The sequence below is a fragment of the Pseudomonas sp. HD6422 genome, from assembly GCF_025377065.1.
In the GTDB taxonomy this organism is placed as follows: Bacteria; Pseudomonadota; Gammaproteobacteria; order Pseudomonadales; family Pseudomonadaceae; genus Aquipseudomonas; species Aquipseudomonas putida_U.
The window spans coordinates 1-15,531 of record NZ_JAHWIW010000021.1; the positions used below are offsets into that span (position 1 = coordinate 1).

A 15,531-nucleotide genomic window follows, 5' to 3' on the forward strand; every position below is an offset into this window, starting at 1 on the left:
CAAGCGGTTTTGTGCAACTTTTTCCAAGAAAAAAGTTGCCCGCCGTAAAGGCGGAAGGGGCCAGTAGCGCCGCTACAAACAATGGATCAGCTCACGATCTAAATGCCAAGCCGCCAAGCCGCCAAGCCGCCAAGCCGCCAAGCCAAGCCCCGACAACCCGTAAAGAACCAAAAAAAGCCGAAGCTGTCGATTCTGCCGACTACCGTTCGACTATGAGATGAAAGCGCATGCAGTGCCTGCGCCCCTACCTCATCGCCGAGCGGAGAACGCCCCATGAACAGCGCAGCCGAAACCCAGATCCGAGAACTGATCGAGCGTTGGATGCAGGCCGTACGTGACCGTGACATTGCGGCCATCGTTGCACCCTATGCCGACGATATCGTTGCCTTCGATGCGATTGCCGCCTTGCAATTCAAGGGCAAGGACGTCTACCAGAAACACTGGGAAATGTGCATGGGCTTCTGCACCGGGCCTATGGTGTTCGAGCAGACACAACTGACCGTGCATGCCGACGGTGACCTGGGCCTGGCCCATTGGCTCAATCGCTGTGGTCCCGCCGACGACGAGAACCAATGCGGCTTCATGCGCGCCACGGTGGCCTACCGCCGCACGGCAGGGCAGTGGCAGGTGATCCACGAACACTGGTCGGCGCCGTTCGACATGGAAACGCAAAAAGCACGTTTCGATCTCAAACCGTGATCCGCTATCGCCAAACGCACGTTGCCAATGTCCTGGAGACGACGATGAAATACCTGTGCCTGGTCTATTGTGACGAAGGGCTGCTGCACAGCCTGCCGGACAGTCCCGAAGATGCCGAATGCCTGGCCTACGCCGAAAGCCTGCACGGCTCCGGGCGTATGCTCGCCGCCGAGGCGCTCAAGCCGGTGCAGACTGCCACCACGGTGCGCGTGCGCGGTGGGCGCATGAGCCTCACCGATGGGCCGTTCGCCGAAACCAAGGAGCAGTTGGCCGGGTTCTACCTGGTCGATGCCCGCGACCTCAACGAGGCATTGAACATCGCCAGGGGCATCCCGGCGGCGCGGGTCGGCAGCGTCGAAGTACGGCCGGTGCGCGAACTGCAACCCTGACAGCGATGGAGAACAACAATAATGAGCCTTGCACAACCGGCGCCAGCGCAGCATGAGTTGGCCATCAGCCGATTGCTCGATGCACCTGCGGCCAAGGTCTTTCGTGCCTGGACCGATCCCCACTGGTTGAGTCAGTGGTGGGGGCCGCACGGCATGACCACCCCCGAGTGCGAAATGCAGTTGTGGGTCGGCGGGCTGTTCCGCACGCTCATGCGTGCTCCCGATGGCGCCGAGTACCCGACCCAGGGTGTGTTCCTGGACATTTCCGCACCTCACCGCCTGGTGTTCACCGATGCGTTCAGTCCAGGCTGGGTGCCGTCGAACAAAGCCTTCATGACCGCAGTGATCACCTTCGACGACGAGCACGGCAAGACCCGCTACACCGCGCGTGCCCTACACTGGAGCGCCGCCGACTGCCGCGCCCATGAAGAAATGGGCTTCTACCAGGGCTGGGGGGAAAGCCTCGATCGCTTGGAGGCTGTGGTCCAGCGGATGCCAGACTGATGGCGCCGCAGGACCAGGTTCGTGCCGAGGTCGAGGCGGTGTACCGCCAGGAATCCAGGCGAATCCTGGCGACGCTGATTCGTCTGCTGGGTGATTTCGACTTGGCCGAGGAGGCCTTGCATGAAGCCTTCTTCGTCGCGGTCGAGCGCTGGCAACGTGATGGGGTTCCTGCCAATCCGCGGGCCTGGCTGGTCTCCACCGGGCGTTTCAAGGCCATCGATGCGCTGCGTCGGCGCGCCCGTTTCGACCGCTCCCAGGCGGACCTGATGATGCTCATCGAAGGCCATGGCGGCGATCCGAGCGAAGACGAGCTGCTTGACGACGACCGCCTGCGGTTGATCTTCACCTGCTGCCACCCAGCGTTGGCGGCCGACGCCCAGGTGCCACTGACGTTGCGCGAGGTCTGTGACCTGACCACCGAGCAGATTGCCCGGGCGTTCCTGTTGAGTCCGGCAACCATTGCCCAGCGCATCGTCCGGGCCAAGGCCAAGATTCGCGATGCGGGTATTCCCTACCAGGTACCCGAGCTGCATGAGCTGCCGGAGCGTTTGGACAGCGTGCTGCGGGTGATCTACCTGGTATTCAACGAAGGCTACTCGGCATCGTCGGGCGAGGCCTTGTTGCAGCGGGAGTTGAGCGATGAAGCGATCCGGCTCGGCCGTCTGCTGGTGGGCTTGCTGCCGGACGCCGAGGCCACCGGCCTGCTAGCGTTGATGCTGCTGCAAGCCTCACGCCAGCGGGCGCGCAGCGATGCTGAGGGCAACCTGGTGCTGCTCGACCAACAGGACCGTAGCCTGTGGGACCGAGAGCAGATCGAGGAAGGCTGCGCGTTGGTGCGTCAGGCGTTGACCAGTCGTGCATTCGGCGCCTACACCGTGCAGGCAGCGATCGCCGCCCTGCATGCCGAAGCGCCGAATGCCGAGGCCACCGATTGGGCGGAGATCGTTGGGCTCTACGATGTACTGCAACGGCACTGGCCGTCGCCGGTGGTGGCGCTGAACAGGGCAGTGGCGTTGGCCAAGCGGGACGGGCCGCAGGCCGGGTTGCAGGCGGTCGAGACGATTCTGGCCGCGGGGGAATTGCGCGATTATCACCTGGCGCATGCGGCGCGAGCGGAACTGCATCAACAATTGGGCAATGTCGACGCAGCGCGATCGGCCTGGCGTCAGGCATTGACGCTTACCCGGCAGGCGCCGGAGCGGCGCCATATCGAGCAGCGTCTGCAGGCCTTGGCACACAGGCGGTGACCGCCTCGCCTATTGGCGGTTAGGCCTGCGAAGCATTCGGCGGCGCTGTCAGCTGGCCACGAAATTCGGCGGCGATACCAGTTCGACGGTCTGCTGCTTGCGTGGCGCCAGGATCTCGGCGACGCCTTCGACCACCAGCTCGTCGTTCTGGTTGTACACGTTGGTGGCGATGCGCACCTTGAATTTCGGCAGTTTTTCGAGGATTTCCAGGCGCACGGTCAGGGTGTCGCCGATCTTCACCGGCTTCTGGAAGCTCATCTGCTGGCCCAGATAGATGGTGCCGGGTCCCGGCAGGGTGCAGGCCACCGCGGCACTGATCAGTGCACCGCTGAACATGCCATGGGCAATACGCTCGCGGAACATGCTCTTGGCAGCAAACTCGGCATCCAGGTGGACCGGGTTGTGGTCACCGGACATCGCGGCGAACAGCTGGATGTCGCGTTCTTCCACGGACTTCTCGTAGCTGGCCTTCTGGCCGACTTCGAGGGCTTCGTAAGGCGTGTTGGTGACCTGGGTCATCGGGGCTTCCTTAATGGGCGGACGAGGCCGCGATCATTCACTGCGGGCAGGGCGGCAAAGGGCCAGTGCCTGCTCCAGCCAGCCGAGGATATCGGCTGTGACCTCGTCACGGTTGGTTTCGTTGAGCACTTCATGGCGAGCGCCGGGGTAAACCCGCAACTGTACATGAAGGTTTCCGGTCGCGCTCAGGGCGTCGGCCAGTTTCTTCAGACGCTTGCCGGCACTCACCGGATCACATTCGCCGCCGATGACCAGCAGCGGCAGGTTCGGGTCGATCTGGGCGAGGTTCTTCGCCTGACTGATGTGCGCCAGTCCGTGCAGCAGATCGAGCCACAATTGGTTGCTGCAGCGAAAGCCGCACAGGGGGTCGTGAATGTACTTGTCCACCTGCGCAGGGTCGCGGCTCAACCAGTCGAAAGCGGTACGGGTCGGGCGCAGGGCCTTGTTGAAGCTACCGAACGACAACCACTCGAGCAATGCACTGCGGCCCAGCGGCCCCTGGCGCCAGGTTTCTGCGCGCGCGATCAGCCGGGCCAGGCGGTACAGAGCAGCGGGTTGATAGTTGGAACCGCTGAGAATCGCCCCTTGCAGGCTCGCGCTGTGGTGCATCAGGTAGGCCTGGGCGATGTAACTGCCCATGCTGTGGCCGAACAGAAACAAAGGCGTACCGGGGAACTGCTGACCGATGTGTTGCGCCAACAGTCCCAGGTCGTCGACCACGGCTTCCCAACCCTGTTTGCGGGCGAACAGGCCCAGGCTGCCGAGCTCGGCGGTGCGCCCGTGACCGCGCAGGTCAGCCGCCAGCAAGGCGTAGCCAGCATTGCTCAGGATGCGGCCGAAGTGGTCATAGCGCCCGGCATGCTCGGCCATGCCGTGCACGAGCAGGACCACGGCCTTGACCGGGGTGGCCGGCAGCCACTGGTGTACATAAAGGCTGCAATGCTCGCTGGCAGGTAGCCAGAAGGCGTCGTAGGGCATGGTGGTTCCCTGGCACAAGGCTCATCCGCTCAGTGTACGCGCAACCCACGCAATTGCAGGAATGGCACAAATAAGATTCACGATGTTAATGGCGGCAGGTTGCGCATAGGCCACCTGGGGCTTAACTGCTAACGTCGAGGGTGTGCCTTTTCGTCGCGTGGCGATCAGATCAGGGAAACTCGCCCAGGTAGAGGAAGAACAATAAATGCAAGCCGATTTCTGGAACGACAAGCGCCCCGCGGGGGTTCCTTCCACCATCGATATCCATGCCTACGCCTCGGTGGTCGAGGTATTCGAGCGCTCTTGCAAGCGCTTCGCCGACCGGCCGGCCTACAGCAATCTCGGGGTGACCCTGAGCTATGCCGATCTCGATCGCCACTCCGCGGCCTTCGCCGCCTGGCTGCAGCACAACACCGACCTCGCGCCAGGCGATCGCATCGCAGTGCAGATGCCCAACGTCCTGCAACACCCGATTGCGGTTTTTGGCGCCCTGCGCGCCGGACTCATCGTGGTCAATACCAATCCGCTGTACACCGAGCGCGAGATGCGCCACCAGTTCAAGGACTCCGGGGCTCGGGCGCTGGTGTACCTGAATATGTTCGGCAAGCGGGTGCAGGAGGTGGTCGGCGATACCGCCATCGAATACCTGATCGAGGCGAAGATGGGCGACATGCTGCCCGCGGCCAAGGGTTGGCTGGTCAACACCGTGGTCGACAAACTCAAGAAAATGGTCCCGGCCTACAGCCTGCCCCAGGCCGTGCCGTTCAAGCAGGCGCTGCGCCAAGGCCAAGGGCTGGTCTGCAAGCCCGTACCGCTGGGGCTGGAGGATATCGCCGTACTGCAGTACACCGGCGGCACCACGGGCCTGGCCAAGGGCGCCATGCTGACCCATGCCAACCTGGTCGCCAACATGCTGCAGGTGCTGGCCTGCCTGTCGCAACAGGGGCCGGACGGACAAAAGCTGCTCAAGGAGGGGCAGGAGGTGATGATCGCGCCATTGCCGCTCTATCACATCTATGCCTTCACCGCGAACTGCATGTGCATGATGGTCAGCGGCAATCACAACGTGCTGATCACCAATCCGCGGGATATCCCAGGATTCATCAAGGAACTGGGCAAATGGCGGTTTTCAGCGCTGCTGGGGCTCAATACCCTGTTCGTGGCGCTGATGGATCACCCAGGCTTCCGCCAGCTGGACTTTTCGGCACTGAAGATCACCAATTCCGGCGGCACGGCCCTGGTCAAGGCGACTGCCGAGCGCTGGGAGAGCCTTACCGGCTGCCGTATCGTCGAGGGCTACGGACTGACCGAAACCTCACCAGTAGCCAGCACCAACCCCTACGGCCAGTTGGCACGCATCGGCACGGTCGGCATTCCGGTGGCCGGCACGGCCTTCAAGGTGATCGATGACGACGGCAACGAGTTGCCGCTGGGCGAGCGGGGCGAGTTGTGCATCAAGGGTCCGCAGGTGATGAAGGGCTACTGGCAGCAACCGGAAGCCACCGCCCAGGCCCTGGATGCCGAGGGCTGGTTCAAGACCGGTGACATTGCGGTGATCGACCCGGACGGTTTCACCCGAATCGTCGACCGCAAGAAGGACATGATCATCGTCTCGGGCTTCAACGTGTACCCCAACGAAATCGAGGACGTGATCATGGGGCACCCGCAGGTGGCCAATTGCGCGGTCATCGGCGTGCCGGACGAGCGTTCGGGGGAGGCGGTGAAACTGTTCGTCGTGCCACGTGCCGGCGGCGTGACGGTCGAGGAGCTCAAGGATTATTGCAAGGCCAACTTCACCGGCTACAAGGTGCCAAAGCACATCGTTTTGAGGGATGCGTTGCCGATGACACCGGTGGGCAAGATTCTGCGCCGCGAGTTGCGTGATATCGCCTGACGGCCGTCGCGATCAAGCCGCTCTAACAGGCCGCTTTTGGCCTGTTTTGCGACATTTTGGATAATTACTCTAAAAATGACTCAGATAGTTCATTGAGTCATTTTGGTGACCGTAAGGCCTCACTTTGGCTCTAGGCGGCCCTAGGCAAAGCTGTTACGCTCGGCGCGCTTTCAGACGTTTCGCTCTCCAACGAAGCGTCATTCATATCAATAATAAACGCATCGACGCGTGAATCGAACTTCGCTGTTGCTGAAGGAGTGGGCTTCCATGATCGAACATTTTTGGAAGGATAAGTACCCAGCCGGGATTACGGCGGAAATCAATCCTGACGAATTTCCCAATATCCAGGCAGTACTCAAGCAATCCTGCCAACGCTTTGCCGACAAACCGGCCTTTAGCAACCTGGGCAAGACTATCACCTACGGCGAGCTGTATACCTTGTCCGGGGCGTTCGCGGCCTGGCTGCAACAGCACACCGACCTCAAGCCTGGCGACCGTATCGCCGTGCAACTGCCAAACGTCCTGCAATACCCGGTGGCGGTGTTCGGGGCAATGCGCGCGGGCTTGATCGTGGTCAACACCAACCCGTTGTACACGGCGCGGGAGATGGAGCACCAGTTCAATGACTCGGGGGCCAAGGCCCTGGTGTGTCTGGCGAACATGGCCCACCTCGCCGAGAAGGTGGTGCCCAAGACCCAGGTCAAGCACGTCATCGTCACCGAAGTGGCTGACCTGTTGCCGCCACTCAAGCGCCTGCTGATCAACAGCGTGATCAAGTACGTGAAGAAGATGGTGCCGGCCTACCGCCTGCCCCAGGCGGTGCGCTTCAACGACGCATTGGCGCTGGGCAAGGGCCAGCCGGTTACCGAGGCCAATCCTCAGGCCAATGACGTGGCGGTGTTGCAATACACCGGGGGCACCACGGGCGTAGCCAAGGGGGCGATGCTCACCCATCGCAACCTGGTGGCCAACATGCTGCAATGCCGGGCATTGATGGGAGCCAATCTGCAGGAGGGCTGCGAGATCCTCATCACTCCGCTGCCGCTGTACCACATCTATGCCTTCACCTTCCATTGCATGGCGATGATGCTGATCGGTAACCACAACGTGCTGATCAGCAATCCGCGCGACTTGTCGGCGATGGTCAAGGAACTGGGCAAGTGGAAGTTCAGCGGCTTCGTCGGCCTCAACACCTTGTTCGTCGCCCTGTGCAACAACGAGGCATTCCGCGCGCTGGACTTCTCCGCGCTGAAGATCACCCTCTCCGGCGGCATGGCCCTGCAACTGAGCGTGGCCGAGCGCTGGAATGCCGTTACCGGCTGCGCCATCTGCGAAGGCTACGGCATGACCGAGACCAGTCCGGTGGCCACGGTCAACCCGGCCGAAGCCAACCAGGTCGGCACCATCGGCATTCCGGTGCCGTCGACCCTGTGCAAGGTCATCGACGACAGCGGTAACGAGTTGCCGCTGGGCGAGATTGGCGAGTTGTGCATCAAGGGGCCGCAGGTGATGAAAGGCTACTGGCAGCGCGAGGAGGCTACCGCGGAGATCCTCGACGGCGAGGGCTGGCTCAAGACCGGTGACATCGCGCTGATCCAGCCCGATGGCTACATGCGCATCGTCGACCGCAAGAAGGACATGATCCTGGTTTCCGGTTTCAACGTGTATCCCAACGAGCTCGAAGATGTGCTCGCCAGCCTGCCGGGGGTGCTGCAGTGCGCCGCCATTGGTGTGCCGGATGAGAAATCCGGTGAAGTGATCAAGGTGTTCATCGTGGTCAAGCCGGGCATGACCTTGACCAAGGAGCAGGTCATGCAGCACATGCGTGCCAACGTCACCGGTTACAAGGTGCCGCGCTACATCGAGTTTCGCGATTCGCTGCCGACCACCAACGTCGGCAAGATCCTGCGCCGTGAACTGCGTGATGAAGAGTTGAAGAAGCAAGGTCTGAAGAAGATCGCCTGATCTGCGCAGGCCTCATCGCCGGCTTGCCGGCGATGAGGCTGCTGAAATCAGCGCAGCTTTTCGAGCATCTGGTAGTACCACATCCCCGCCGCCAACAGCGGATTGCCCAGCAGATCTCCCATCGGCACGCGCACGTGCTTGCACGCGGCGAAGGTGTCGAACTTCTCCAATGTGCCCGTGAGCGCCTCGGCCATGATCTCGCCCATGATGTGGCTGGTGGCGATACCGTGCCCAGAGTAGCCCTGGCAGTACCAGACGTTGTCCGACAGCTTGCCCAGCTGTGGGATGCGATTGACCACGATACCCATGGCGCAGCTCCACTGGAACTCGATCGGCACGCCTTTGAGTGCCGGAAAGGTGCGTTCGATGCAGGGGCGCAGTTCGCCTTCGATATCGCGTGAGTCCCGGCCCGAATAGTTGGCGCCACCGCCGAACAGCAGTCGCTTGTCGGCGGTGAGACGGTAGTAGTCGAGGACGAAGCGGCAGTCGTACACCGCCAGATCCTGCGGGTTGATCTGCTCGGCCAGGTCACCCAGCGGTGCGGTGGTGACGATGCCGCCCATGGCGGGAAAGATCTTGCCCTTGAGCTGGCGTTTTTCCAGCTTGTGGTAGACGTCGCCGGCCAGCATCACCTGGCGCGCTTCGATCCGCCCCTTGGCGGTGACCACGGCAGGGCGCGGGCCGTGGACGATGTCCAGCACTTCGGAGTTCTCGAAGATCAGCGCGCCCAGGCCATGGGCTGCGCGGGCCTCGCCCAGGCACAGGTTGAGCGGGTGCAGGTGCAGGTTGCGCTGATTCTTCAGTGCACCCAGGTACAGCGGGCTCTGCAGGTGGCGGGCGACACCTTCGCGGTCGAGCAACTGCACCTGCTCGCCCATGCCGCGGCGGTGGGCTTCGGCCTCGAAGCTGCGTAGTTCATTCATGTGCGAAGGTTTCATCGCGGCATGCAGGTGACCTCGCTTGAGATCGCACTCGATGCCGTAGCGCGCCACGCGCTGCTCGATCACCTGGTGCCCGCGCCAGCGCAGGTGCCAGATGAAGTCATCCACTTCGGTGCCCAGACGGTTACGCATCTGTGCACGCATGGCCTCGTCACCCGAGAGACTGCCGGTCACCTGACCGCCATTGCGGCCACTGGCCCCCCAGCCGATGCGGTTGGTTTCGACGATGGCCACTTTCAGGCCACGTTCGGCCAGTTCCACGGCGGTGGCAACGCCGGTGAAGCCGCCGCCGATGATGGCGACGTCGACCTGTACCGTGCCTTCGAGCTGCGGGTATTCGGTGTGGTCGTTGAGGCTGGCACTGTAGTAGGACGGCGCGCGCTGGGCCGGGCCGTGGTTCGCTGCTGCGTTCATGGGTGTTCCTTGTTCTGAATGGGGTAGGGCTCAGGCCTGGTGCAGGTACCAGCGCCAGTCCTGCTCGCTGACTTCGGCCATGAACTGGCGGTACTCGGCACGCTTGACCTTCAGGTATACGCCGAGAAACGCCTCGCCAAGCGCTTCGCGGGCCCAGGTCGATCGCTCCAGGGTCTCGAGCACGCTGAGCCAGTCGGTGGGCAGGTGCTCGTTGGCCTGGGCATAGCCGTTGCCTTCGACCGGCGCGCCGGGATCGAGCTGCTCGCGGATACCGCTGTGGGTGGCCGCCAGGATGGCTGCAGCGGCCAGATAGGGGTTGGCGTCGGCACCACAGATGCGGTGTTCGATATGCCGGCTGGCCGCTGGGCCACCGGGCACCCGCAGGCTGACCGTGCGGTTGTCGACGCCCCAGGTCGGCGCCAGCGGTGCATAGCTGTTGGCCTGGAAGCGGCGGAACGAGTTGGCGTTGGGGCAGAACAGCAACAGCGAGTCGCGCAGGTGGCGCAACATGCCGGCCACAGCCTGACGCAACAATGGAGTGCCGGCCTTGTCGTCACTGGCGAACAGGTTGTTGCCAGCGCTGTCGGCCAAGCTCAGGTGCATGTGCATGCCGGTGCCGGCCAGGTGCGCGAAGGGCTTGGCCATGAAGCACGCCTGCATGCCATGGGCGTGCGCCACGCCTTTTACCAGGCGCTTGTAGCGCACAGCCTGATCCATCGCAGCCAACGCGTCGCCGTGCTCCAGGGTGATTTCCACCTGGCCGGGCGCGTATTCGGAGATCGCCGTGCGTGCGGGAATCCCTTGGGCCTTGCAGGCGGCATAGAGGTCGGCGAGGAACGGCTCGATCTGCTCCAGTTCACGCAAGCCGTACACCTGGGTCGATCGTGGACGACCGCCATCGCTGTCCAGGGCCGGCTGCGGGCGGCCCTGGGCATCGCGTTGCTGGTCGAGCAGGTAGAACTCCAGCTCGCAGGCCATCACCGGGTGGTAGCCGTCGGCCTTGAGTGCTTCGATGGTACGCAACAGTACATGGCGAGGGTCGGCGACACTGGCGGGCAGGCCCTCGGTCGGGTGCATGCTGACCTGCACTGCAGCCGTCGGCACTCGCCGCCAGGGCAGCCGTACCAAGCTGCCTTCCAGAGGGTAGGCGCGGCAGTCGATATCGCCGACGTCCCAGACCAGGCCTGAGTTTTCCACGTCGTCGCCATTGACGGTCAGGCCGAGGATGGTACTCGGCAGCGGTCGACCGCTCTGGTACACCGCCAGCAATTCGTCGCGGTGCAGCAGCTTGCCGCGGGGCACGCCATTGGCGTCGAGGATGAACAGTTCGAACAGTTCGACATCGGGGTTGGCAGCCAGAAACTGGCTGGCCTGCTCTACAGGTGCAAAGTGCATGTTTTTTCGCTCGTGGGCACACCGGGCCGCCACGTTTGCGGGCGGTCCAGCTGGGTCGAGCGGCCAGAGAACGGCCGCGTTCGGTCACAGGGGCGAGAGCGAGGTATCCGGTGGGCGGGCGTGCCGGCAGTGCCACAGGGCCCAGAAGGCGAGGATGACGTGGACCAGCGGATTTTCACCGGCGCAGGTCCTGGCCTTCGGTAGCGAAGGGCGGGGCAGCGGGGGCGCGATGGTCGGGACGGGGATCATGCCTTGGATACTCACATGGGGCTTAAGGTTGATTAAAGCAGTGAATGGCAACCTTTACGTTGGGGTTGGCTAAACATTTGGGGCGTTAGGGCGGGCCCTTTCGCTTTCAGACTCGACGCAATCCTGTAGGAGCGGGTTTACCCGCGAAAGGGCCTGCACAGAAAGCAAAGAACCCACAAATCTGCGACAATCGCGCATCCTCACGAATGCCGATCATGAAAAAGCAGGCTCACCTGCATCACTAAAAAGCCCCATGACTGACCACGCCATCGACAAACTGCTGCAAAACCTCGACCACGCCATGATCGCCGACCGCCACCGTCTGCGCCGGCAATTGCATGAGCTGCGCAAGCGCCCCGATGAGGCGAAGCTCGCGCAGTGGGTGGAGAAGGTCCAGGCGTCCTGCGCCCAGGTCACCGCACGGCAGAACAGCGTGCCGCAGATTCGCTACGACGACAGCCTGCCGATCGCCGCCAAGCGCGACGAAATCAAGAAGGCCCTGGCCGAGCATCAGGTGTTGGTGATCGCCGGCGAAACCGGATCGGGCAAGACTACCCAGTTGCCGAAGATCTGTCTGGAGTTGGGCCGGGGTAGCCATGGTCTGATCGCCCATACCCAGCCCCGCCGGATCGCGGCACGCAGCGTGGCGGCCCGGGTCGCCGAAGAACTCGGCACGCCGCTGGGCGCGCTGGTCGGCTATCAGGTGCGCTTCGAGGACCAGAGCGATGCCAACACCCTGGTCAAGCTGATGACCGACGGCATCCTGTTGGCCGAGACCCAGCACGATCGCTTCCTCGAGCGCTACGACACGATCATCGTCGACGAAGCCCACGAGCGCAGTCTGAACATCGATTTTCTGCTCGGCTACCTCAAGACCCTGCTGCACCGCCGGCCTGACCTGAAACTGATCATCACCTCGGCGACCATCGACCCTGAGCGCTTCTCCAAGCACTTCGATGGCGCGCCGATCATCGAGGTGTCCGGCCGTACCTACCCCGTCGAAACCTGGTACCGGCCATTGACCAGCGAACAGGACGAGGAAGGCAATCAGGTCGAGGAGGACCTCACGGTCGACCAGGCGATCCTCGCCACCCTCGACGAGATCGCCCACCACGAGCGCAGCAACGGCAAGGGGCCGGGCGATGTGCTGGTGTTCCTGCCTGGCGAGCGTGAGATCCGCGATGCCGCCGAGATTCTGCGCAAGGCGCAGCTGCGCCACACCGAGATCCTGCCGCTTTACGCACGCTTGTCGCCGGCCGAGCAGCAACGCATTTTCCAGCCGCACACCGGACGTCGGGTGGTGCTTGCCACCAACGTGGCGGAAACCTCGCTGACCGTACCCGGCATTCGTTACGTGATCGATACCGGTACTGCCCGCATCAGCCGCTACAGCTACCGCGCCAAGGTCCAGCGCCTGCCGATCGAGGCGGTGTCCCAGGCCAGCGCCAATCAGCGCAAGGGGCGTTGTGGACGGGTCGAGCCTGGTATTTGCGTACGGCTGTACAGCGAGGAGGACTTCAACGGCCGGCCTGCCTTCACCGATCCAGAGATCCTGCGCACCAACCTGGCGGCGGTGATCCTGCAGATGTTGCACCTGCGCCTAGGCGCCATCGACGCTTTCCCCTTCATCGAGCCGCCGGATGGCAAGGCCATCAGCGATGGCTTCAATTTGTTGCAGGAGCTGTCGGCGGTCAACCGCGAGAACCAGCTGACCCCGCTCGGGCGCCAATTGGCGCGTTTGCCGATCGATCCTCGGCTGGGTCGCATGCTCCTCGAAGGCGCCCGCCAGGGCAGCCTGCAGGAGGTGTTGATCGTGGCCAGTGCCTTGTCGGTACAAGACCCCCGCGAGCGCCCACCCGAGCGCCAGCAGGCCGCCGACCAGGCGCATGCCCAGTGGAAGGATGTCGATTCCGACTTCGCCGCGTTGGTGAATCTGTGGCGTGGCTTCGAGGAGCAGCGTCAGGCTTTGACCGCCAGTCCGCTGCGCAACTGGTGCCGCAAGCACTTCCTCAATTACCTGCGGCTTCGTGAATGGCGAGACGCCCACCGCCAGCTGGCGCTGATCTGCCGCGACCTGCAACTGGCGGTGAACAAGGAACCGTGCGATTACCAGAAGCTGCACAAGGCGATCCTCAGTGGACTGCTCAGCCAGATCGGCCACAAGACCGATGAAGGCGACTACCAAGGTGCTCGTCAACGGCGCTTCTGGGTCCATCCATCGTCAGGCATCGGGCGCAAGCGCCCGCAGTGGGTGATGGCAGCCGAACTGGTCGAAACCACCAAACTGTATGCGCGGATGGTGGCCAAGATCGAGCCCGACTGGATCGAGCCGTTGGCCGGCCACCTGGTCAAGAAGAACCACTTCGAACCGCATTGGGAGAAGAAGCGCGGGCAGGTGGTGGCCTACGAACAGATCACCTTGTACGGCTTGATCCTGGTCGGTCGCCGCCCCGTGCACTTCGGCCCGATCGATCCGGTCATCTCGCGGGAGCTGTTCATTCGTGAAGGCTTGGTGGGGGGGGAAATCCAGTCACGGGCCAAATGCCTGGCGGCCAACAAGCGCCTGCTCGAACAGCTCGACGAGCTGGAGGCCAAGGCCCGCCGGCGTGACATCCTGGCCGACGAGGAAACCCTCTACGCCTTCTACGAGGCGCGCCTGCCCGCGGAGATCCACCAGACCGCGACCTTCGACAGCTGGTATCGGATGAACAGCCAGAAGGACGCCAACCTGCTGATCATGCGCGAGGAAGACGTTCTGGCCCGTGAGGCCAGCGAGGTCACTGCGGCGCAATACCCGGACACCCTACAGTTGGGCGATCTGCGCCTGCCGCTGAGCTACCACTTCGAACCTGGGCACCCCCGGGACGGCGTAACGGTGCGCGTGCCAGCCCCATTGCTGCCGAGCCTGCCGGGCGAGCGCCTGGAATGGCTGGTGCCAGGGCTGATCGAAGCCAAGTGCGTGGCACTGGTACGCAACCTGCCCAAGGCCCTGCGCAAGAACTTCGTGCCGGTGCCTGACTTCGTCAAGGCGGCGCTGGCGCGCATGAGTTTCGGCCAGGGCGCGTTGCCTCAGGCGCTGGGCCAGGAACTGCTGCGCATGACCGGTGCCCGTGTGCCGGACGAAGCTTGGGAGGAGTCGGTGAGCCTGGTCGAAGGGCATCTGCGGATGAACATCGAAGTTCTCGATGGCCAGGGCAAGTTCCTTGGCGAGGGCCGTGATCTGGCTGAACTGACCGCGCGCTTCGCTGCCGCCAGCCAGGCGGCCTTGGCCGTTCCGCGTAACGACAAGGCCGAACAACCGGTGCAGGCCAAGGCTTTCAGCGAAGTTGCGCAGACGGCTCAGCAGAAGATCGCCGGGCTGTCGATGACGGTTTACCCAGCACTGGTCGAGGAAAACGGCACGGTTCGCGAAGGGCGTTTCTCGACCCAGGCCGAGGCCGAATTCCAGCACCGCCGCGCCCTGCAGCGTCTGTTGCTGCAACAGCTGGCGGAGCCGGCCAAGTTCCTGCGCGGCAAGCTGCCGGGCCTGACCGAGTTGGGCCTTTTGTACCGGGAGCTGGGCCGTATCGAAGCGCTGGTGGAGGACATCCTGCTGGCGAGCCTGGACACCTGCATCCTCGAAGGCGAGTCACCGTTGCCCCGCGATGGTGCCGCGCTGGCCGGACTCGCCGAACGCAAGCGCGGCAACTGGGCAGAGCATGCCGAGCGCCTGGCGCGCCAGACCCTGGAGGTCCTCAAGCTGTGGCATGGCCTGCAGAAGCGCTTCAAGGGCAAGATCGACCTGAGCCAGGCAGTTGCGCTCAACGACATCAAGCAGCAATTGGCCAACCTGGTGTATCCGGGCTTCGTGCGCGAGACGCCGAATGCCTGGTTCAAGGAGTTGCCGCGCTACCTCAAGGCGGTGGAACTGCGCCTGGAAAAACTCGGTGCGCAGGTGCAGAAGGACCGGGTGTGGAGCGGCGAACTGGGCAACCTCTGGGCCCAGTACAAGGCCCGTGCCGACAAGCATGCCCAGGAAGGCAAGCGTGACGAGCAGTTGACCCTGTACCGCTGGTGGTTGGAGGAATACCGGGTGTCGTTGTTCGCCCAGCAGTTGGGGACCAAGGTGCCTATTTCGGACAAGCGACTGAGCAAGCAGTGGAGTCAGGTGGAAGGCTAAACTTCCGCAGATGTGGCAATATTGAGGCAATTTGGGCCGCGTTGCGGCCCTTTCGCGGGGGCAGAGTCGAGGAACCCGCGTAGGAGGGCACTGCCCTCGTCATTGAGTTGGTACTAAAGTGCCATTATTCAGTCATGTTTTCTGCCAGCGCCCCGTGGCGATGGCCTTTGACCAGAGG

Annotated in this window: 12 protein-coding genes; 8 read left to right on the plus strand and 4 right to left on the minus strand. The window is 63.2% G+C overall.

Annotated elements, in window-relative coordinates; genetic code table 11:
- The 5 genes from KY379_RS16190 to KY379_RS16210 all read left to right on the plus strand — a co-directional run.
- On the plus strand, positions 1–221 hold a 221-nt coding region (locus tag KY379_RS16190; RefSeq protein WP_261240907.1), incomplete at its 5' end, for a hypothetical protein.
- Positions 222–273: 52 nt separating this feature from the next.
- Entirely contained in the window at positions 274–699 is a 426-nt protein-coding gene (locus KY379_RS16195; RefSeq protein WP_133328090.1) for a YybH family protein, read from the plus strand.
- A 44-nt stretch (positions 700–743) separates the two neighbouring features.
- Positions 744–1,088 (plus strand): YciI family protein, encoded by a 345-nt coding sequence (locus tag KY379_RS16200; protein ID WP_261240905.1) that lies wholly within the window; start codon positions 744–746, stop codon positions 1,086–1,088.
- A gap of 21 nt (positions 1,089–1,109) precedes the next feature.
- Positions 1,110–1,592, plus strand: a complete 483-nt coding sequence (locus tag KY379_RS16205; protein ID WP_261240904.1) for an SRPBCC family protein — start codon at positions 1,110–1,112, stop codon at positions 1,590–1,592.
- The gene (locus KY379_RS16210; protein ID WP_261240902.1) at positions 1,592–2,839 is read left to right on the plus strand and encodes an RNA polymerase sigma factor; all 1,248 of its coding nucleotides are present in this window, start codon (positions 1,592–1,594) and stop codon (positions 2,837–2,839) included. The genes KY379_RS16205 and KY379_RS16210 overlap by 1 nt, the downstream gene beginning before the upstream one ends.
- Before the next feature lie 48 nt (positions 2,840–2,887).
- Here the strand turns inward: KY379_RS16210 and KY379_RS16215 are convergent, their stop codons facing one another.
- On the minus strand, positions 2,888–3,358 hold the full coding sequence (locus KY379_RS16215; protein WP_133328098.1) for a MaoC family dehydratase: 471 nt from the start codon (positions 3,356–3,358) through the stop codon (positions 2,888–2,890).
- Between the two features lie 33 nt (positions 3,359–3,391).
- Positions 3,392–4,336, minus strand: a complete 945-nt coding sequence (locus KY379_RS16220; RefSeq protein ID WP_133328100.1) for an alpha/beta hydrolase — start codon at positions 4,334–4,336, stop codon at positions 3,392–3,394.
- A gap of 205 nt (positions 4,337–4,541) precedes the next feature.
- On the opposite strand from KY379_RS16220, the gene fadD2 reads away from it, so the two are divergent.
- Entirely contained in the window at positions 4,542–6,230 is a 1,689-nt protein-coding gene (fadD2, locus tag KY379_RS16225) for a long-chain-fatty-acid--CoA ligase FadD2 (protein WP_261240900.1), read from the plus strand.
- A gap of 267 nt (positions 6,231–6,497) precedes the next feature.
- Positions 6,498–8,195, plus strand: coding sequence for a long-chain-fatty-acid--CoA ligase FadD1 (gene fadD1 / locus KY379_RS16230; RefSeq protein ID WP_133328104.1), 1,698 nt, complete (start codon positions 6,498–6,500; stop codon positions 8,193–8,195).
- A gap of 47 nt (positions 8,196–8,242) precedes the next feature.
- Here the strand turns inward: fadD1 and KY379_RS16235 are convergent, their stop codons facing one another.
- Positions 8,243–9,550: an NAD(P)/FAD-dependent oxidoreductase gene (locus KY379_RS16235; RefSeq protein ID WP_133328106.1), complete on the minus strand. Its 1,308-nt coding sequence runs from the start codon at positions 9,548–9,550 to the stop codon at positions 8,243–8,245.
- Between the two features lie 30 nt (positions 9,551–9,580).
- Complete coding sequence (locus tag KY379_RS16240; protein ID WP_261240899.1) at positions 9,581–10,945, minus strand: glutamine synthetase family protein; 1,365 nt, start codon at positions 10,943–10,945, stop codon at positions 9,581–9,583.
- Positions 10,946–11,447: 502 nt separating this feature from the next.
- On the opposite strand from KY379_RS16240, the gene hrpA reads away from it, so the two are divergent.
- Positions 11,448–15,353 (plus strand): ATP-dependent RNA helicase HrpA, encoded by a 3,906-nt coding sequence (hrpA, locus tag KY379_RS16245; protein WP_261240898.1) that lies wholly within the window; start codon positions 11,448–11,450, stop codon positions 15,351–15,353.
- Positions 15,354–15,531: the final 178 nt, after the last annotated feature.

What these genes read in the sequence shown, in the direction of transcription:
- KY379_RS16195 (WP_133328090.1), top strand. Translation starts at nt 274, where the DNA reads ATGAACAGCGCAGCCGAAACCCAGATCCGAGAACTGATCGAGCGTTGG.
- KY379_RS16200 (WP_261240905.1), top strand. Translation starts at nt 744, where the DNA reads ATGAAATACCTGTGCCTGGTCTATTGTGACGAAGGGCTGCTGCACAGC.
- KY379_RS16205 (WP_261240904.1), top strand. Translation starts at nt 1,110, where the DNA reads ATGAGCCTTGCACAACCGGCGCCAGCGCAGCATGAGTTGGCCATCAGC.
- KY379_RS16210 (WP_261240902.1), top strand. Translation starts at nt 1,592, where the DNA reads ATGGCGCCGCAGGACCAGGTTCGTGCCGAGGTCGAGGCGGTGTACCGC.
- KY379_RS16215 (WP_133328098.1), bottom strand. Translation starts at nt 3,358, where the DNA reads ATGACCCAGGTCACCAACACGCCTTACGAAGCCCTCGAAGTCGGCCAG.
- KY379_RS16220 (WP_133328100.1), bottom strand. Translation starts at nt 4,336, where the DNA reads ATGCCCTACGACGCCTTCTGGCTACCTGCCAGCGAGCATTGCAGCCTT.
- fadD2 (WP_261240900.1), top strand. Translation starts at nt 4,542, where the DNA reads ATGCAAGCCGATTTCTGGAACGACAAGCGCCCCGCGGGGGTTCCTTCC.
- fadD1 (WP_133328104.1), top strand. Translation starts at nt 6,498, where the DNA reads ATGATCGAACATTTTTGGAAGGATAAGTACCCAGCCGGGATTACGGCG.
- KY379_RS16235 (WP_133328106.1), bottom strand. Translation starts at nt 9,550, where the DNA reads ATGAACGCAGCAGCGAACCACGGCCCGGCCCAGCGCGCGCCGTCCTAC.
- KY379_RS16240 (WP_261240899.1), bottom strand. Translation starts at nt 10,945, where the DNA reads ATGCACTTTGCACCTGTAGAGCAGGCCAGCCAGTTTCTGGCTGCCAAC.
- hrpA (WP_261240898.1), top strand. Translation starts at nt 11,448, where the DNA reads ATGACTGACCACGCCATCGACAAACTGCTGCAAAACCTCGACCACGCC.